The sequence below is a fragment of the Limimaricola litoreus genome, from assembly GCF_024159025.1.
Lineage (GTDB): Bacteria > Pseudomonadota > Alphaproteobacteria > Rhodobacterales > Rhodobacteraceae > Limimaricola > Limimaricola litoreus.
In genome coordinates this window covers 1-16865 of the sequence record NZ_JAMYXC010000049.1, presented here as the reverse complement: position 1 = coordinate 16865, position 16865 = coordinate 1, and the positions used below count along the sequence as shown (strand labels likewise).

Genomic DNA, 16865 nt, shown 5'->3' with positions numbered 1-16865 from the left:
GAAGGAGCGACCATCCTATGAGGACCTACCGCCGGGAAAGCAGCCATACGAAAAAGAGCCCGCCGATGAGGCCTGTCACTACGCCGATCGGGATATCCTGTGGTGCCATCACCGTTCTGGCGAACAGGTCGCACCAGATTAGAAACACCGCACCGAGCAGAGCCGAAAACGGCAGGACGCGGGCCTGACTGCCGCCCACGACCATACGGGCGACATGCGGGATCATCAGTCCGACGAAGCCGATCGCCCCGGGGAACGCCACCATGACCCCGGTCAGCAGGGCGCCCGCGATAAACACCTCAAGCCGGAACCGTGACACCGGGATACCCAAGGTCGCTGCGGTTTCGTCCCCGATCGTCATGGCGTCGAGATCCTGTGCCCTGAGCCAGAGCCACGGGCCGCAGAGCGCGAGCACGAGGGCCGGATAGGCCAGATGCGACCATTGCGCCAGTCCGAGACCGCCCAGCATCCAGAACAGCGCAGTGTGCGAGGCGCGCGGATCGCCGAGGAAGATCATCGCGTTCGCCCCGGCCATCACGATGAAGGACACCGCGACTCCGGCGAGCACCAACCGCTCTGCCGAGGCCGCGTCCGCCAGCCGTGCCACGCCGAGCACCAGCGCCATCGCACCGAGGGCGCCGGCGAAGGCGAAGATCGGCACGGTGGCGAGGCCAAGGATCATCCCGGTGTGCAGCAGCGCGGTGATCGCGCCGAAGGCCCCGCCGGAGGAGATGCCGAGCAGATGGGGGTCCGCCAGCGCGTTTCGCGTGACGGCCTGTAAGACCGCGCCTACCAGCGCCAGCCCCGCACCCACAAGCCCGGCAAGGATCGCCCGCGGCATTCTCAAGTCCCAGACGATGGCCTTGTGACCGGCCGGCCAAGTGACCTCGACCAGGCCCGGCATGAGCTGGTTCGCGATGACACCCCAGACCGTCCGGGCCCCGACGGGCACCGCGCCGATACCTACGGCGAATGTAAAGGAGAGGCCCAACACCAGAACCGCAAGCCCGAGTGTGGCTGGAAACATCCGCGCCCGCCGGGCTTGAGCCCGGCGGGCGATCGACAGGGAGGTGTCCGTCATTCCCCCGCCTCGGCGAAGGCCCGAGCCAGCACGCCCACCGCCTCAATGTTGCGCGGACCAGGCGTGGCAGCGACATAGTCGAGCGTAACGAAATTGTTCTCACGCACGGCGATGACGTCGGCGAAGGCCGGGTTCGACATCAGGAATTCGCGCTTCTGGGCGGCGGTGACCTCGCCGTAATTGACGATCAGGATCATCTCCGGATCGCGCGCGATCATCTCCTCCCAACCGACCGTTGCCCAGCTCTTCTCTAAATCGTCCATAACGTTGACGCCGCCCGCGGCCTCGATGAGTGCAGTGGGCATGGCAAAGCGCCCGGCCGTGAACGGCGTATCCTCGCCGCTGTCATAGACGAAGACGCGAAGTGGCCTGGCGCCGTTCCCGGCAGCGTCTTTCTGCCGAACGAGATCCTCGTGCCAGTCGGCTACCAGGGCTTCGGCCCGCTCCGCGACCCCAAAGATCGTCCCGAGATTGCGGATGTCGGAATAGAGATCCTCGAAGCTCGCCTTGGGCTTCTCCATCACATGCGTGCAGCTTTCGGTGAGTTCGTAGACCGAAATGCCAAAAGGCGCGAGCGTGTCTGGCGTCACCTCGCCGCCGACATTCATGCCGTAGTTCCAGCCGGCAAAGTAGAAGTCGGCATTGGCGCCCAGCAGCACCTCGCGGCCAGGATATTGCGGCGACAGCTCCGGCAGCGTCTCGACATCGGCGCGCAGCCTCTCGTCGAGGGTCTTCCATCCGGAGACCCCGGTGTAGCCGACCATGCGATCGCGCAGTCCGAGCGCCAGCATCATCTCGGTCAGGTTGACGTCGTTCGACACCGCGCGCTCCGGCGCGCCCTCGAAGGTGATTTCACGGTCGCAGCTCTGCACGGTCACGGGGAAAGCCTGAGCGGCGGCAGGGGCGGCAAGAAGAAAAGCGACAGGAAGGATTCGGAAAGTCATGGGTCAGTAGGTCCGGTCAGAGGCGGTGAGCGAGTAGGTGAAGCGGGTGCGCCCCGAGGGTTCGAGGCGTTCGCGGCGGGCGGTAACGGCAAAAGCGTGAGCCACGGTCGCCGGGTCGAGCGCGGCATCCGGCGTCCCGTGCGCGATCATCTGACCGCGCGACAGCACCATCACCTCGTCGCAAAGATCGAAGGCAAGGTTCAGGTCGTGCAGGCTGGTGACGATGGTGACGTCGAGGCCGCGCAGCATCTCCAGCACCTCGAGCTGGTGGCGGATATCGAGATGGTTGGTGGGCTCGTCGAGGATGAGCACCTGCGGTTCCTGCACCAGCGCGCGTGCCACCATCACGCGCTGCTTTTCTCCGCCAGACAGCGTGCCGAAACGGCGCTCGGCCAGCCCGGCAAGGTCGAGCCGGTGCAGCGCCGCTTCGACGATCTCGGCCTCCCTTGTGCCGGAACCCGAAAGGCCGCGGCGATGCGGCACCCGTCCCAGTTCCGCGATCTCACGCACACTCAGCGCGAAATCCGTCGGTTGCTCCTGAAGCACGGCAGCGACCCGGCGCGCTGCGGCCCGAGGCGTCATGCGCCACAGATCCCCGCCACCGATATGAACTTTGCCGCCATGGGGCCGGTGAAACCGGTAGAGCAGTCGCAGCAGCGTCGATTTGCCGGCGCCGTTGGCCCCGACGATGCCCAGTGTCCGGCCGGCGGCCAGGTCAAAACTCACGCCCTTGAGGATCGCCGGCCCATGACGCGGCCCCCAGCTCAGATCGCTGGCAGAGATGGACGCGGCGGTCATTGCCAGACCCGCATGGCAGCGTGGTCCTTGCGAATCGAGACGACCGCTTCGGGTTCAATCCGGAGCGACACGCGGCCGCGCCGTGCGCGCCAGACGACCCGCCGGCCGCAGCCGTCGAGCCGCGTCGTTCCTGTCAGCTCGAAGTCGGGACCGGCGGCCACGGCAGCGAGGTCGACGGCGCGTCCGAGTTGCCTCGACAGTCTACGGGCGCAGCTACAGCTGGCTCGTGAGGTCGCGCCCGCTTGGCAGATGGTGTTCGATCTGGTCCGGTTCATGCAGCCCTCCGCGCATTCGCGGGGCTTGCGCACAGAGGGACCGGCGATTTCGGTGCGGCAGTTGCCGGCGAGCCATCATGGCCTCCTGTCCGGGACACCCCGCCCGGGTTGAGTAACATCAGCGATGGCAGGTCTCCTGACTTGCGGGTCTACGCTTTTCCGAACCTTCCCGGGCTGTGGAACCCAGTGGTCTTTTCGGAAACGCTCGCCGCTCACAGTTGCGGGGGCAGTCATGGATTCGGCGCCTGTTGGCTACACCTCACCGTATTCCCTTTTCATCCCGCGTTGCCCTCAAGGGCCAACGGGAACCATCACGGCAAAGGGATGGCACGCTTCCTCCGTCAAGGGCAAGCGCCGATTATGCACCGGAGGCAATGGCGGCACATGTGCTCGCATACAGGTCACTCTGTGACGACCACGTAGCGCGGAACGCCCGATGGGGGTTTTGGAAAGTGCATCTCGCGGCAGTTGAGTTAGAGCGAATGTCCGGAATGGGCCGTAATGTTGTTCTATAGGATGCTGCGGGTGCGAAGGGAGCCAGCAATAACCCGGTCGGTTTGGGCTCGAAGCTGCCGTTCGCCGCGCGGAGCACCCAGGTCCGCTGTGGGTCGGTCGCGAAGCATAGAGTCCTGCTTAGCCGGCAAGATAGGTCCGGAACCAAGCTACCATGCGCTCTTCTGCAAGCTTCGCGGCAGCCTCGTCGTAGCGCGGCGTCGTGTCGTTGTGGAACCCGTGGTTCACACCCGGGTAGATGTGAGCCTCGTAGCGCTTGTCGTTCTCCTCCAGCGCCTTCTGATACTCCGGCCACATGGCGTTGATCCGCTGGTCGAGCGCGGCGAGTTGGATCATCACCGGCGCCTCGATCCTGGCGACCTGCGCGCTGTCGGGCGCGGCTCCGTAGAACGGCACGCCCGCAGCCATCTCCGGATAGGCCACAGCCAGCTTGTTCACGACGCCCCCGCCGTAGCAGAAGCCGGTCGCACCGACCTTGCCGTTGGTGCCATCGAGCGACTGGAGGTATTCGAAGCCCGCGAAGAGGTCGTTGAGCAGCGCCTCGCCGTCGAGGCTGCGCTGCATCTCGCGGCCCTCGTCGTCGTTTCCGGGATAGCCACCGAGAGACGAGAGGCCGTCCGGCCCCATCGCGACGAAGCCGGCCTTGGCGAGACGGCGGACCACGTCGCGGATGTAAGGATTGAGACCGCGGTTCTCGTGGACCACCAGCACTGCCGCGGGCGGCTGGTTCGGGTCGGTCTTTGTGGGCCGAATCAGGTAGGCGGTGATCTCGCCGGTGCCGTTCGGGCTCGGGTAGGTGATGTCCTCGCCGGAGATGTCGGGATCGTCCTCGGCCACCTGCTGGGCCAGCGCATAATCGGGCGCGAGCGTGCCGAGGATCGCGATGGCGGTCAGCCCGCCCACGGCCCACTTTCCGGCACGGTCGAGAAATTCGCGCTTCGAGATCTTGCCGTGGGCGTAGTAGTCGTAGAGGTCGAGCAATTCCTGATCGAAATCGGCCGCGGTCAGGCGGCGCTGAGGGGTCTGGTCATCCATGTGCTGATCTCCCTGCCGGACCCGGCTTCAATACCACGGTATGACCTTCGCAGGGGGCACGAATTCCGTCACTGTCTTGCGCATCCCGGCCAATGCGACCGGCATCACCTGTTGCGGTTGCGAAAACTCCACCAGATCTTGAGATCGGCCATGATCTTCCCTGTTGCGATCAGGACGAGGAGGCAGAGTGTGGCCTTCGACAACATGTCCATCGTGCCCTCGATCAGCATCGCGTGGGCAACGCCGGAGAGAACGGCCAGGTTCACAATGCCGGCATGACCGGCGCGCCGGGACCTGATCCCGATGCGCCGGCGCGAGGCCCGCGGCCGAGAACAGCATCCACATGGATATGACGCCGAAGGCCGAAAACGCGGTCGGCGCCGAGAAGGTGAGCGCGTCGATCATGTCGGGGGGGGGGGGGCTGGTGATCCAAAGGCCCCCGACGTGGACGACGACCGACAGCACGACGACGGTGCCGACCACGCGGTGGACGTGTTTTCCTCGTCGCGCTGGTAGTCCCGGGAGGTAGCCCCCACGAGCAGCGGTTCGCGAAGCATGGCTGCAAATGCGACGATCCCGGCGAAGCCCCCCATGATGTAGATCGGCTGGCGCCATTGCAGCAGCGAGCTTCGCGCGGCGATCAGGATCGGCACCGACACCGCGAGCGCAAGGCAGCCCCAGATCAATATGGTTCTGGCAGGTGACACCTGCGTCAGGCGGACTCGAGAACGAAGTCGACAGATAAGGACGTGTCGCGGGCGCTACGCGTGACGGGGCGCAGGAACACGGTCCTGAACTCAACGCCATCGTCATAGGCGAGATGACCATGCGGCTGGCCGAACGCCGGGACAATCTGCGGCATTTCCGGCCGGAAGCGGCCCTCGGCATCGGTCGAAGTGGCACCATAGCTATGCGGGTCGCGTTCGTGCCTCTCGGTGGTATGGGCCCAGATCTGGATGCGGCGCCGCGCCGAGGGCATCCCGTCGCCCGCGCGGCGAACGGTGCCCGACATCCAGAAGCCGCCACCGCCGCCGATGCGCTCGACGATCGGCGCGCCGGGCAGGTAGTTATTGGCCCCGCCGCGCATGGTTGGCGTCGGCGCGAGCCCTCCGGCATGTCCCGGGTGGACGAGACCATTGAGGCCCGAAGCGAAGATGGCACCCGATACGGCGAGCAGCCCGCGGCGCGTGAACTGGGATGAAGGCGTGTCGATCGTCCTCAGCGATGCTTGGCTGTCACGATACCGCAAACGAGTCCGCCATGGTTCTGTCATGAGCGTTTCCATTGCGTATGACGAGAACATCCACGTGAGCTTGGCTCTCGGTCGTGCAAAGAGGATGTCGGCATCAGACCGCGACCCTATTGGCTTCGTCACGCCATTTCGCCGGAGAGGCGCCGACGATCTTCTTGAAAGCCCGGCTGAAGGCCGCCTCGGATTCATATCCCACCTCTTTTCCCACAGTGGCGACTCTCAGGGAGTTGTCGGCCAAGAGGCGCGTGGCAATCTGCATTCGCCAAAGCGTGAGATACTGCATTGGTGACTGACCGATCAGGTGCGAGAAACGTGCCGCAAGCGCCGAGCGTGACATGCCCGCCTCCCGGGCCAGTTGCTTGAGTGTCCAAGGACGCGCAGGAGCGTCATGGAGCAAAGTCAGAATCTTACCGATCGAGGGGTCCTTCAGACCCGACAGCCAGCCGGTCTCGTGCGCCGGCAAGGCTTCGAGGCATAGCCGGACCACCTCCACGAAAATCAACTCGCTCAACCTGAGGCGAATGGATTCGCTCCCGATCTGGGGTCGACAGGCATCTGACAGCGTCAGGTCGATCAGACCTCCGAGCAGATCTTGCTTGGTCGTCCGTGAGCGCCTTATCCGGAGCAGACGGGGAAGTGCGGCAAGCAGTGGGTTGAAGGGGAGCATGTCACAGCCAAGGAAACCGCAAATGTATTCAGCCCCTCCGGGCCTGCCTCCACCCTCGCGGGTGACGAACGGCAGCTTGCCGGCCATCCAATCGCGGAAGAAGGCGACTGTCGCCTCCTGGTCGTATTCCGGGCGCTGACTTGGTGCGCTGAGAAGCGAATACGGCTCGCCATGGGACAGAACGAGGATGTCGCCGGCTTCGAACGGCGTGGAGGCGATCTCCGGAACCTCCACCCAGCCCGACCCTTTCAGAATGATGTGATATGAGATTAGATGCTGCGCACGCGGCAGGATGATGGAAGAGTAATCGCGCGCTCGCGGCACCGCCACGCCCCACGGAAACGACGCCTCCACGAGGTGGAAGACCGCGCCGGTGAGTTTGACCATCCTCAGGACATCGGACAGGGGATCGGTGGCCGAGGTCTGGCATAGAAATGGAACCTCGGTCGTGCCCGGCCGCGTATCTCCGGACAGTTCGAGCTGCATTCTGGACGATCCGGCAAGGAATATGGATGTCCGGTGATGGGTCTGCGCCATGGCTCAGGATAGCTTGAGCAGAGGGGCAGAGCCAGCCGTTCTGCCTCACCGAGCAACGCAGGGAGGCGACGATGGATGTCCGGGGCAAAGCGCGCGATCCGGCTGAGGTCTACGATGAGCAATTCGTGCCGGCCCTTTTCGCGCCATGGGGACCAGTGGTTGCCGCCGAAGCCGGTGTGCAGGAGGGCGATCGGGTTCTCGACGTGGCCTGTGGCACAGGGGCACTGACACTGGCCGTATCAGGGATTGTCGGCTCGTCAGGCCAGGTCAACGGGTTGGATGCTAACCCGGACATGCTGGTGGTCGCGCGCCACAAGTCGAAGGAGATCGAGTGGCGGGAAGGAATGGCCGAGGCGCTGCCCTTCGCGGACAACAGCTTCGATGCAGTCGTCAGCCAGTTCGGCTTTATGTTCTTCGAAAACAAGCCGAAAGCGCTTGTCGAGATGATGCGGGTCCTGAAGCCGAGCGGCCGACTGGCGGTCGCTGTCTGCGACGCCGTCGAGAATTCACCCGGCTACGGTGCCTTTGCGCTGCTTCTCGACCGGCTGTTCGGCAGGGAGGTCGGCGATGCCTTCCGCGCTCCCTTCCGCCTCGGCAACGCCAACTTGTTGCATGACCTCTGTAACGAAGCGGGTCTTGGATACGCGGATATTGTCCGGCGAACCGGAAAGGTCCGCTTTAAGTCGATCGATAGCTTGGTGTCGACCGAGCGCGCCTGCGTATGGACGCTCGGCGGTGTGTTGACTGACGAGCAGTTCGATCGGCTCCTCCGCGAGGCCAGAACCACCATGAAGCCCTTTGTTGTCGATGGCGAAATGATCGAATTCGACATGCCAGCGCTCATCGTGAAGGCGCAGAAATCGCCGGGGTAGTGCCTTGGCTCGGGCGGGCTCGGAGCAAACGTGTGCTCACGCGCTACGTTTTGCGAATGGCCGGTTTGGGCCGGCCGCTACCAACCGACCCAGTTTCTCAGAGCTCAACCGCCTCCGCGATGGCGAGCGCATCATCGAGCTCGACGCCGAGATAGCGCACGGTGCTATCCATCTTCGTGTGGCCGAGCAGGAGCTGCACCGCGCGGAGGTTGCCAGTCTTGCGATGTATCTGTGCCACCTTGGTCCGCCGCATGGAGTGGGTGCCGTAGGCGCTTGGTTCGAGACCGATCGAGGCCACCCAGTCCCGCACGAGGCGGGCGTATTGCCTTGTCGAGATATGCCAGCGTTCGTGAAAGCGCCCCGGCCAAAGGTGCTCCGATCCAACCATCAGCGGAGTCTCGAGCCAGGTCGTGATGGCTCTTCGCGTCCCCTCGGTGATCTCGAAACTGACCGGTCTTCGGGTTTTGCTTTGAACGATCGAAGCGCGGTCCTTGACCTGTCCGGCCGCATAGACGTCAGCGACCTTCAACTTTACCAGGTCGCATCCGCGCAAATTGCTGTCGATGGCGAGATTGAAGAGCGCCAGCTCGCGGGCCCTCTGAGCGATTTCGAGGCGGACCCGGATCGCCCATACATGTTTCGGTTCGAGCGGCCGCTTCTGACCGATGATGCGGCCCTTGTTCTAAGCGGGACGGCAGGTGCGGATGGCTGGCAGGCAGGTAGTCGGCATGGCGGTTCCTCCAATCCACCGCGCCCACCACGTCTTCGGCGCCATGCCGACGGTCGAGCATAGCAAATCTGCGGTGCATGGCGAACCGAGCCTGCCGCACTGCCGCATGTCCGCTTCGAGCCCAATATGACCGATTGAACTGGCCCCCATTTCGTCCGGACACTCAGGCATAACCATGGAGGCTTAGGCAAATGCCTAAGCACGTGCATATGTCTGACTACGAGATCATCACTGATGGCGGCCGCAGGCGGCGCTGGTCCTCGGCCGAGAAGCTTCGTGGCCTGCCCCCTGAAAAGTGGTCCTTCCTGAAGTAGGCTTTCGAGCCAGTTGGAGGACGCAGGAATGCCCCATAAGAAGCACAAGCCGGAAGAGATCGTCGTGAAGCTCCGGCAGGTCGACGTCTTGGTATCACAAGGCCGGACGGCGTCTGAAGCCGTGCGCACCATCGGCGTGACGCAGTTCACGTATTACCGGTGGCGCAAGGAGTTCGGCGGCCTGAAGACCAACCAGGTGAAGCGCTTGAAAGAGCTCGAGAAGGAGAACGAGCGGCTGCGCAAAGCCGTCTCCGACCTGACGCTTGAGAAGCTGATCCTGAAGGAGGCGGCCTCGGGAAACTTCTGAGCCCCGCCCGCCGCCGTGCCTGTATCGACCACGTCCGGCAAAAGCTCCGTGGCGAGCCATGGTCCGCTATCGGTCCGAGGACAATGGCGAGCGAGCGGTTTGCCTGTCGCGTGCTTGGGCAGCACCGCTCGACACAGCGGAAGACGCCGCGCGGACGGGCCGATGAAGATGCGCTGACTGCGAACATCATCGCGCTCGCCGGCCAGTTTGGCCGCTACGGCTACCGTCGCATCACCGCGCTCCTCCGGGAGGCTGGATGGGCAGTGAACGTGAAGCGGGTCGAGCGGATCTGGCGGCGGGAGGGGCTGAAGGTCCCGCAGAAGCAACCGAAGAAAGGTCGGCTTTGGCTCGGCGACGGGTCGTGCATCCGTTTGCGACCAGAACGGCCAAACCGTGTCTGGTCCTACGACTTCGTCGAGAGCCGGACCCATGACGGAAGGAAGTTCCGCATGCTCAACGTCGTCGACGAGTTCACCCGGGAATGCCTGGCGATCCGGATCGACCGGAAGCTCAACTCGACCGCCGTGATCGACGTCTTGACCGACCTCTTCATTCTGCGAGGTGTGCCAAGCCATGTTCGATCAGATAATGGCCCGGAATTTATCGCCAAAGCCGTCCGGGGCTGGATCGATGCCGTCGGTGCGAAAACGGCTTTCATCGAGCCCGGCAGCCCATGGGAGAACGGCTACTGCGAGAGCTTCAATTCGAAGCTGCGCGACGAGCTGTTGGATGGCGAGATATTCTACTCGCTCTCCGAGGCGCGCGTCGTGATCGAGGCATGGCGGGTCCATTACAATACGGCGCGGCCCCACTCGTCTCTGGGATACCGCCCACCCGTGCCAGCAGCCGTTCAATGGCCCTCAAACGAAGGTGGATCACCCCCGCCCAACGCACCAAGAGTGGCTCCGAGGCCGGTCATGCACTAAGACTGAAACGGGACCACCCGATAGGGGCAGGCCACGTCATCTCCCGGTCCAGCCAGATCAGCAGAGAGCCGCGCTTGCGCAGCGCCGCGTTGTAGGCGGACCAGTTCGTCGTGCGGTGGCGGGCAGGCATGGGCTTCGTCATGCCGCCCATCTATGCGGCCGATCCGCGCTGGAAACCGTCGGGCAGGGAGTTCTGCAACAATGCCCCTCTCGAGCCTCGAAAGGCTGCGGGATGTCCTCTCGGACGCCGCGCCTCAACAGTGCGGACCCCTGGTGCGGGTAATCTCTGAGATGAAGCGCGAAAAAAGGTTGCGCGACAAGCCAAAGGTCTCGAAGGGCACGCGCAGTATCGCGCGCACGCTATCCGTTCCGCCGCATGATCTCCCACAAGATTGGCGGACCACTCTGTCAGAAATGCATCGGCGACGCACAGACATCGACACTGGCATGATTGACCTTGGCGACACTTCCCCGCCGGCGTCGTCGCAAATCAAGGACATCCAATACGTGCTGCGCTGTATCGCCAAGGTCTGCCGCGACGAGAACCGTGAGCCGGCTCTGGATACCGGTAGCGTCCGCCTGTGGATCGAGCGGCAGGAGGGCCGAGGGCAGGCCGAGACCGGGTTGTCCATGCAACTGCGGAAGATCGTCGAATTCCTCTCATACCGGGAAGAAAACAAGTGCCTTCGCAAGCGGCTTACCAAGCAAGCGTCTCGCTATGCTCGCATCGGCCGGCTAAAGAGGAAGAGAAAGCACACCTGGCTGCTGAACAATCCGACCGATATTGGTAAAGTCTGGACGCTCGCCGAGAAGCTTCTCGCCAAGAGCCGCGCGCACAAGGCTGGCACATCGCGGCGATATCTGCTTGCCCTGCATGCCGCAGCGTTGGCACTGGCAGTTGCCGCCCCCCTCAGGATCAGCGATCTCTGGCGTTTGCGCATCGGCCACGAAATTACAAGGGATGCGACCGGCTGGTCGATGGCCCTTGTGACCCAGAAGACGAATGGCGACTATGAGCGCTCCGAGTTGTGGCCTGAGCTGTCGGAGTTTCTCGACGAGCTTCTTGTGCTCGAGGCGCCCGGTGGCAACCTCTGGCGCGGTTACGATGCGCGGTTGGGATCGCCGCTCTTCTCTCGCGACGGAGGGAAGACCGCTCTGACAGCCGAATGGATATCGGACGCTGGTATGAGCATGTCGGCACCGGCGAGCACATCGTGCGCACCCTGTGGCATCAACTGGCTTTCGACAGCGAGACCGATAGGACCTAGATGGCTCTCGCCCTCTGCGGCCAGAGAGGCGGCGGGCGGACGGCTTCGGAATATCATGAGAAAAATAGACGAACTCGTGCTGTAAAGGCTGGCCGCCAAGCGCTCGCGGCCATGAGGCAGGCCGCCAAGTGGGAGAGTCTGAGAAAGCTCGACCCGGACCAGGCGTAGACACAGCTGTTGCATGCAGTGGGACGGGGATGTCTCGCTTGCTTGTGCAAGGGTCGAGTTTGTGAGGCAGCGAAAACAGTCTGGACGAGCGCGCCAAGGCCACCTTCTCGGTTCAGCCCCTCAGTGTGAGAGCTGAACCGGTAAGGCGGCCTGAAAGGCGCATAGAAAAGGAAAGAAGCACGGGACGATCTTGACCCGGCCGAGAGCCGGACCCTCGAATTGGAGGACATCATGTTCGACCAAATCAGTCCCAACACATCCGCCAACGTTAATCTCTTCGCGCCCCTCCGGCAGTTTGCCGATGCCCATCGGGACGCCATGATCAACGCTGCCGAGCGTCTCGGCGGGCGCCCTGGAACTCGTCTGGCGCTCGATGCGCTCGATAGCCTTGCGCCTGAAATCGTTCCCACACGGCGCACCCAGAACAACTTCGTGGCGCTGCTCGATCTACTTTCGCTCGAGCACGTTCACGACGAGACTCGGGAAGAAGCTGCGCGCTTCGCGGAAATCGACCCGTGCGATTCCATTGTGGAAGAGATCTGCGTGCTGACGGACGGATTGCGTGATGCACTCGAAAGGGCAACTACGGATCACCGCCCTGCATCGCGCCGGGCAGCGGCGTAATCCCGCGCCACGCCCACGCTGCCGGCCCGCTCCTGCCGGCAGCGATTGACGACGGTAGAAGACAATGTGCGATCAACGTCGCGGACTGCCGTCAGGGGAGACACCGAGATGCAGACCGCAGCTGATGCCGCTCACCTCTGGGGCGCCGCCGATCCGGAAGTGATATACCGAGAACTCTCTGGCATGATGAGTATCGAGAGTGCGGCGCTCTACGAACTCCTGGAACTCTGCGGGCAGCCTTCGGCCGCTGCCGCCGTGGCAGCGATTGTCGAACTCTGCAACTGCAACATCCGAGATGCAAACCGTATCGGGGCGCTTCTCAGCATGGTGCTCGACGGACTTTCGAATACGTCTTGCGAAACGCTCGACACAGCCGGCAGGCCCCCTCAAGCCGCGGAAAACCTCCACGGTGCCGTCAATTGGTATGGCCGGCAGGTATCTGAAATCCTGAGCCGGTTTCCCTCCTGATCCGGAACTGGCGATCGGCTCGCCATGAGCAGGCCGGGGCGTGCGTCATGCCGCCCATCTTGACGACAGCAGATCAACGGACGGCCATTGCCGTCGGCTGTCAGCACACAGGAGTGCTCCATGCTAAACACTACCTCCGACATCGCCATCAAGGCGCATGCCAATAACCCGAAAGTTGCCGAGATCGGGGATTTCCTCGCGCGCGAGGAGGAAGCACTCATCGAGCTACTGGAGACGCTCGGTGAATTCGAAGCGGCCGATGCCGTGCGCAACGCGGCGCGGCTTGCTGCGGCACAAACGCAGGACCTGGAAGGGCTGGGTAACGAACTGATTCAGGTTCTCAATGGCCTGGACAGCATTCCTCTGGCGGTCGTCGAGCACATGATGTTCGCGGGTCTTGGACCGCGAGACGCCCATGCCGCGATCCGCTGGGCCGGCGCCCGGCTGACCGATCTCCTGGGCATCCTCGAGCCAGCCTGAAGAGGTGTTGGCGCCCCGTTTTGGGGCGCCAACAACCCTCACATGGTCCCGGCGGGCGGGTTACTCCTACGCATGGGACAGGACCCGATGCGCGGCAAGGTCGGTGATATGTGCAGAGCCGACGGAGGCGAAAGGCGACCGGATCATCGAGATATTTACCACGACGGAATTGACGCAATCCCTGAGCGTTGCCATCGAGAAGCCGCCCGGGTTGTAGTTGGTGATGCCGATGTCGTGCTCGACGTGCCCCATCAGCGCGCGCCGATGCGAGTCCTGGCGTTCAGCTTGGATCAGCAGGTGGTTGAACGTCGTGCGGAAGCTATGAAAGTCGCGCTGCGCATCGTAGATCTTGTGGTCCTGACGATACCTTGTGAACCGCTTGGAGAAGGTCTCCGTGTAGGTCTTTTTATTTTCGCTCCGCTCGAGCCATGGGAACAGGCGAGGTTCGCCCGCACGCTCGAGCATTGCAACGAGCTGCATGAAGCCCAGCTTCAGCAGGTTGTCGTGGATCGGGATAGTGCGGCGCGAAGCCTTGCTCTTCAGGCTCTGGCCTGGGCCCTGCTTCAGCACGATGCAGGGCACGTCGTCGATCACCTGGATGTCGCTGAGGTAGAGCTGTAGAATCTCCTCGCTTCGCAAACCCATATGGACCGCGATTAGCGGAGCCCAATACATCGGATCGCCCACATCTTCGAGCTTGTCCTGAAAGATCGGGCTGCGGAACAGCCCGTCGAGCTTGCCGCACCAGGTCAGGCGCTCGTTATCTTCTTGAAGGATCTCCCGGCGCTCACACTCTGCACTCTCCCAGATATGGTCTTCCATGATGTTCTTCGCGAGATGACCCTTCTTTACATGGAAGACGCACATGCGCTGGAAGCCCTGCATGTGACGATAGATCGTCGCCGTCCGCAGGCGCTTGATACGCCCTTTCAGGATCTCGGATTCGATCTTGCCAGGGCTGGCCCCTTTCTTTTGCAGCTTAGCACGAGTGATTTCCGCGTTATGCTTTTCGGTTGCATCGGCGTCGTCGGCGGCTTCCTGCGGCGACTTCTTGCTCGTTTTGGCCTGGTAGTTATGCGGCACGCGGGCGACGAGCTCCCACGCAGCCGTCAGTTCCTGATCGGTGATCTGATCGAAGGGTTTGTCTCCAAGAATTCGGGAGAAAAGGCGGGCGGTCGAACGGACGTTCGGCCCGGTGTTCCGTGCCCAGCTTTTTCCGGCCTTTTCATTCGCCTGTTCGGTAGCCTTGAAGGTCCTGTAGCCTTGGCTGCGCGCCTCAATATAGGCCTCTGAACCCTTCTCAATGGTGGGGCAGGACCTCGGCGTGCACGTGGTTTCGGGCGAGGGCGTTACTGTCGCTGCTGGGATTTCGGCAACACGGGGCTGCGATACAGTTTCCGCCTAGGACTGCGAGACGGGGGGGGGGGAAGCTTTCAAGATCGTAATTTGATTCCTCATCGTGGGTGCCACTGCGGCCGCATCGCAGGGCGTCGTGCTCATTGTCGGCACCCGGTGCGTGACGGGCAGGGTGGGAACAGGCACTGCCGCATCGACTATGGAACGCGCGGCTTGCAGGGGCGCGGAAGGCCCCTCGAACGCACCGTGATCCCGACGGAGGTTCTCCTGCTGAGCGTCGAGCATGACGCGAAGCGCACGGAAAGCCAGTCGCTGCCAGTCCGGATCAGCCTCATCGAGCGTGATGCCAAGGCGCGCAGCGACGTCCCGAAGCGGATCGCGGGCAACGTCCCGGTCGCGCATGGCGATCGCGTGTCGAAGCGTCTCGACGGCAGCATTCGCACAGGCAAGCTCGTAGGCCGCAACTTCAGGTGTGCGCATTGGAGCCATCTCGCGCGCAGCATCAGCCGCTTCGATTAGAAAGCGACAGAGCTCCACGAGGAGCCTTTCCATGATTTCGGGCGCGATCGCCATCGTTCTCTCCGTCACTCCGGCGAAGGCGATGTCGCTCAAAAGCGTGAGCTTCTGAGCGAGGGCCTTCGCGTCGGGGAGGACGTGGGAACGAAGGGAAAGGACGAGTGACACTTTTCTTGATGGGGTGCAGGTCTTCAGAACCCGGCGCGGCCAGCGGCGACGCCAATGGAAGCCCGAGGGCCGATATTCGAGGTGTGACTGTGTCGAGACCTGAGACTGCATGTCTTCGACTCCTGTGCCAGCGTTTGTGCCAGGCGGGGGGACAGGAATCGTGCCGATGGGGGCAGTCTGCGACTCTCATCGCAGATATGCCAACCTTCTCAATGCTTTAGGGAAGGTTGGCTCCGGCGGTAGGGATCGAACCTACGACCAATTGATTAACAGTCAACTGCTCTACCGCTGAGCTACGCCGGAACATGTGGGCGATATACAGTTATCGGATCGGGAGTGTCCAGAGGGGGCGGCGCAAAAATTTTGCCTGCCCTCACGTCAGCGTGAAGCGGGCGCCATCCAGGTCGCCGTCGCTCGGAGTGACAAGGTTTCGCTCCATGAGATCAATGAGATGAGCGAGGACGTTGCGACGGGCCGCAGGATGGAGCGTGGCAGGCAATTCGGCATAGAGCCGCCGCGTCAGCTCGGCAGGATTGAGCGGGCCGTCCCGCAGCGCGGCGCGGATCTGCGCCTCGCGCGCGGCGCGGTGGGCCAGCAGCCAGTCGATCCTCTCGCCGGGCGCGTCGATCGGGTCACCGTGGCCGGGGTAGAGCCGCCGGGGCGCGTGGGCGCGCAGCCGGTCGCAGGAGCGGCGGAAGGCGGCGAGATCGCCATCGGGCGGGGAGATCAGCGTGCTCGACCAGCCCATCACGAGATCGCCCGAGAACACCGCGCCGCACCAGTCGAAGCACAGGTGCCCCGCCATGTGGCCAGGCAGGTGCAGCGCCGTCAGCGGTGTCTGGCTGAGGGTCACGCGCGCGCCATCGCCCAGCCGCATGTCGGGGGCGAAGGCGTCATCGAGACCCTCTCCGCCGCCGATTCCCGCATCGGCCAGCCGGCGCATTACCGCGCTGCGCCCTGCGGTGGCGGGGCCATATCCGCAGACCGGCGCGCCCGTGGCCCGCGCCAGAGCGGGGGCGAGGGCCGAATGATCGAGATGCGCGTGGGTGACCAGGATCGCCTCGACTGGCCGGCCGCCAATCACCGACAGGAGCGCCCGCAGATGCGCCGGATCGTCGGGGCCCGGATCGATGATGGCGAGGCGCGCGTGACCCACGACATAGCTGTTCGTGCCCGGGCCGGTCATCGGCGAGGGGTTGGGCGCGCGCAGGCGCATCAGCCCCGGTTCAAGTTCTGCCAGCGGAGCGTCGGTCATGCTTTTCCTTTCCGGCCCGGGCGGCTAGCCTGCCCCATGGCGTTTGATTGGTTGAAACGATGGATGCCGCGCGGCCTGCAGGGCCGGGCCGCGCTGATCCTGCTGCTGCCCGTGGTCACCTTGCAGCTGGTGATCTCGATCAGCTTCGTACAGCGCCATTTCGAAGGCGTCACGCGACAGATGACAAAATCCGTGCTGATCGATCTGCGCTTCCTGTCGCAGGCCGTCGATGCGGCCCCCGATCGCGCCGCCGCCGAGGCGCGGGCGCGGGCGCTCGGGCAGCCGCTCGAGCTCGAGGCGCGCTTTGCCTC

17 protein-coding genes, 1 tRNA gene, 2 pseudogenes and 1 riboswitch are annotated in these 16865 nt (G+C 63.6%); of the genes and pseudogenes, 7 read left to right on the top strand and 13 right to left on the bottom strand.

Features of this window, described 5'->3' with window-relative positions:
* Positions 1–25 precede the first annotated feature (25 nt).
* From NHG85_RS03940 to NHG85_RS03910, 7 genes are all read right to left on the bottom strand, one after another.
* A complete protein-coding gene (locus NHG85_RS03940; protein ID WP_253330023.1) occupies positions 26–1081 on the bottom strand; it encodes a FecCD family ABC transporter permease in 1056 nt (351 codons plus the stop codon).
* Entirely contained in the window at positions 1078–2025 is a 948-nt protein-coding gene (locus NHG85_RS03935; protein WP_253330022.1) for an ABC transporter substrate-binding protein, read from the bottom strand. Before NHG85_RS03935 ends, NHG85_RS03940 begins: the two co-directional genes overlap by 4 nt.
* A gap of 3 nt (positions 2026–2028) precedes the next feature.
* A complete protein-coding gene (locus NHG85_RS03930; RefSeq protein ID WP_253330020.1) occupies positions 2029–2823 on the bottom strand; it encodes an ABC transporter ATP-binding protein in 795 nt (264 codons plus the stop codon).
* Positions 2824–3207: 384 nt separating this feature from the next.
* Positions 3208–3426: riboswitch (cobalamin riboswitch) on the bottom strand.
* A 305-nt stretch (positions 3427–3731) separates the two neighbouring features.
* A complete protein-coding gene (gene yghX, locus NHG85_RS03925) occupies positions 3732–4646 on the bottom strand; it encodes a YghX family hydrolase (RefSeq protein WP_253330018.1) in 915 nt (304 codons plus the stop codon).
* 104 nt (positions 4647–4750) lie between these two features.
* The gene (locus tag NHG85_RS19780) at positions 4751–4912 is read right to left on the bottom strand and encodes a hypothetical protein (protein WP_370362967.1); all 162 of its coding nucleotides are present in this window, start codon (positions 4910–4912) and stop codon (positions 4751–4753) included.
* 446 nt (positions 4913–5358) lie between these two features.
* A complete protein-coding gene (locus NHG85_RS03915) occupies positions 5359–5919 on the bottom strand; it encodes a twin-arginine translocation pathway signal (protein ID WP_370362966.1) in 561 nt (186 codons plus the stop codon).
* Positions 5920–5992: 73 nt separating this feature from the next.
* Complete coding sequence (locus tag NHG85_RS03910; protein WP_253330016.1) at positions 5993–7051, bottom strand: AraC family transcriptional regulator; 1059 nt, start codon at positions 7049–7051, stop codon at positions 5993–5995.
* Between the two features lie 122 nt (positions 7052–7173).
* Between NHG85_RS03910 and NHG85_RS03905 the strand changes: the two genes are divergently transcribed.
* Positions 7174–7974 (top strand): class I SAM-dependent methyltransferase, encoded by an 801-nt coding sequence (locus NHG85_RS03905; protein ID WP_253330013.1) that lies wholly within the window; start codon positions 7174–7176, stop codon positions 7972–7974.
* 97 nt (positions 7975–8071) lie between these two features.
* Here the strand turns inward: NHG85_RS03905 and NHG85_RS03900 are convergent, their stop codons facing one another.
* A complete protein-coding gene (locus NHG85_RS03900) occupies positions 8072–8644 on the bottom strand; it encodes a tyrosine-type recombinase/integrase (protein WP_253330135.1) in 573 nt (190 codons plus the stop codon).
* Between the two features lie 402 nt (positions 8645–9046).
* On the opposite strand from NHG85_RS03900, the gene NHG85_RS03895 reads away from it, so the two are divergent.
* Positions 9047–10251 (top strand): IS3 family transposase gene (locus tag NHG85_RS03895; protein WP_253330012.1). Its coding sequence is split into 2 segments (ribosomal slippage): positions 9047–9311 and positions 9311–10251, totalling 1206 coding nucleotides; the frame shifts between segments, so codons are not numbered across the junction.
* A 22-nt stretch (positions 10252–10273) separates the two neighbouring features.
* Here NHG85_RS03895 and NHG85_RS03890 read toward each other — a convergent pair.
* Positions 10274–10393: pseudogene (locus NHG85_RS03890) on the bottom strand (IS5/IS1182 family transposase); the annotation flags it as partial.
* A gap of 305 nt (positions 10394–10698) precedes the next feature.
* Here NHG85_RS03890 and NHG85_RS03885 point away from each other — a divergent pair.
* The 4 genes from NHG85_RS03885 (at position 10699) to NHG85_RS03870 (ending at position 13259) form a co-directional block, all read left to right on the top strand.
* A complete protein-coding gene (locus NHG85_RS03885; protein ID WP_253330011.1) occupies positions 10699–11604 on the top strand; it encodes a hypothetical protein in 906 nt (301 codons plus the stop codon).
* A 314-nt stretch (positions 11605–11918) separates the two neighbouring features.
* On the top strand, positions 11919–12311 hold the full coding sequence (locus tag NHG85_RS03880) for a hypothetical protein (RefSeq protein ID WP_253330009.1): 393 nt from the start codon (positions 11919–11921) through the stop codon (positions 12309–12311).
* A gap of 108 nt (positions 12312–12419) precedes the next feature.
* Positions 12420–12779: a hypothetical protein gene (locus NHG85_RS03875; protein ID WP_253330007.1), complete on the top strand. Its 360-nt coding sequence runs from the start codon at positions 12420–12422 to the stop codon at positions 12777–12779.
* 120 nt (positions 12780–12899) lie between these two features.
* Entirely contained in the window at positions 12900–13259 is a 360-nt protein-coding gene (locus NHG85_RS03870) for a hypothetical protein (RefSeq protein WP_253330006.1), read from the top strand.
* 66 nt (positions 13260–13325) lie between these two features.
* Here the strand turns inward: NHG85_RS03870 and NHG85_RS19775 are convergent, their stop codons facing one another.
* The 4 genes from NHG85_RS19775 to NHG85_RS03850 all read right to left on the bottom strand — a co-directional run bounded on the left by NHG85_RS19775 (position 13326) and on the right by NHG85_RS03850 (position 16554).
* Positions 13326–14342 carry a site-specific integrase gene (locus tag NHG85_RS19775; protein ID WP_253330004.1) on the bottom strand — a complete coding sequence of 339 codons (1017 nt, stop codon included), beginning with the start codon at positions 14340–14342 and terminating at the stop codon, positions 13326–13328.
* A 318-nt stretch (positions 14343–14660) separates the two neighbouring features.
* Positions 14661–15410 (bottom strand): hypothetical protein, encoded by a 750-nt coding sequence (locus NHG85_RS03860; protein ID WP_253330002.1) that lies wholly within the window; start codon positions 15408–15410, stop codon positions 14661–14663.
* Positions 15411–15527: 117 nt separating this feature from the next.
* Positions 15528–15602, bottom strand: a tRNA-Asn gene (locus tag NHG85_RS03855).
* Positions 15603–15672: 70 nt separating this feature from the next.
* Positions 15673–16554 (bottom strand): MBL fold metallo-hydrolase, encoded by an 882-nt coding sequence (locus NHG85_RS03850; protein WP_253330000.1) that lies wholly within the window; start codon positions 16552–16554, stop codon positions 15673–15675.
* A 63-nt stretch (positions 16555–16617) separates the two neighbouring features.
* Here NHG85_RS03850 and NHG85_RS03845 point away from each other — a divergent pair.
* Positions 16618–16865 (top strand): annotated as a pseudogene (locus NHG85_RS03845) (ATP-binding protein); the annotation flags it as partial.

What these genes read in the sequence shown, in the direction of transcription:
- NHG85_RS03880 (WP_253330009.1), top strand. Translation starts at nt 11,919, where the DNA reads ATGTTCGACCAAATCAGTCCCAACACATCCGCCAACGTTAATCTCTTC.
- NHG85_RS03915 (WP_370362966.1), bottom strand. Translation starts at nt 5,919, where the DNA reads ATGACAGAACCATGGCGGACTCGTTTGCGGTATCGTGACAGCCAAGCA.
- NHG85_RS03930 (WP_253330020.1), bottom strand. Translation starts at nt 2,823, where the DNA reads ATGACCGCCGCGTCCATCTCTGCCAGCGATCTGAGCTGGGGGCCGCGT.
- NHG85_RS03910 (WP_253330016.1), bottom strand. Translation starts at nt 7,051, where the DNA reads ATGCAGCTCGAACTGTCCGGAGATACGCGGCCGGGCACGACCGAGGTT.
- NHG85_RS03870 (WP_253330006.1), top strand. Translation starts at nt 12,900, where the DNA reads ATGCTAAACACTACCTCCGACATCGCCATCAAGGCGCATGCCAATAAC.
- NHG85_RS03905 (WP_253330013.1), top strand. Translation starts at nt 7,174, where the DNA reads ATGGATGTCCGGGGCAAAGCGCGCGATCCGGCTGAGGTCTACGATGAG.
- yghX (WP_253330018.1), bottom strand. Translation starts at nt 4,646, where the DNA reads ATGGATGACCAGACCCCTCAGCGCCGCCTGACCGCGGCCGATTTCGAT.
- NHG85_RS03940 (WP_253330023.1), bottom strand. Translation starts at nt 1,081, where the DNA reads ATGACGGACACCTCCCTGTCGATCGCCCGCCGGGCTCAAGCCCGGCGG.
- NHG85_RS03860 (WP_253330002.1), bottom strand. Translation starts at nt 15,410, where the DNA reads ATGCAGTCTCAGGTCTCGACACAGTCACACCTCGAATATCGGCCCTCG.
- NHG85_RS03935 (WP_253330022.1), bottom strand. Translation starts at nt 2,025, where the DNA reads ATGACTTTCCGAATCCTTCCTGTCGCTTTTCTTCTTGCCGCCCCTGCC.
- NHG85_RS03885 (WP_253330011.1), top strand. Translation starts at nt 10,699, where the DNA reads ATGATTGACCTTGGCGACACTTCCCCGCCGGCGTCGTCGCAAATCAAG.
- NHG85_RS03875 (WP_253330007.1), top strand. Translation starts at nt 12,420, where the DNA reads ATGCAGACCGCAGCTGATGCCGCTCACCTCTGGGGCGCCGCCGATCCG.
- NHG85_RS03850 (WP_253330000.1), bottom strand. Translation starts at nt 16,554, where the DNA reads ATGACCGACGCTCCGCTGGCAGAACTTGAACCGGGGCTGATGCGCCTG.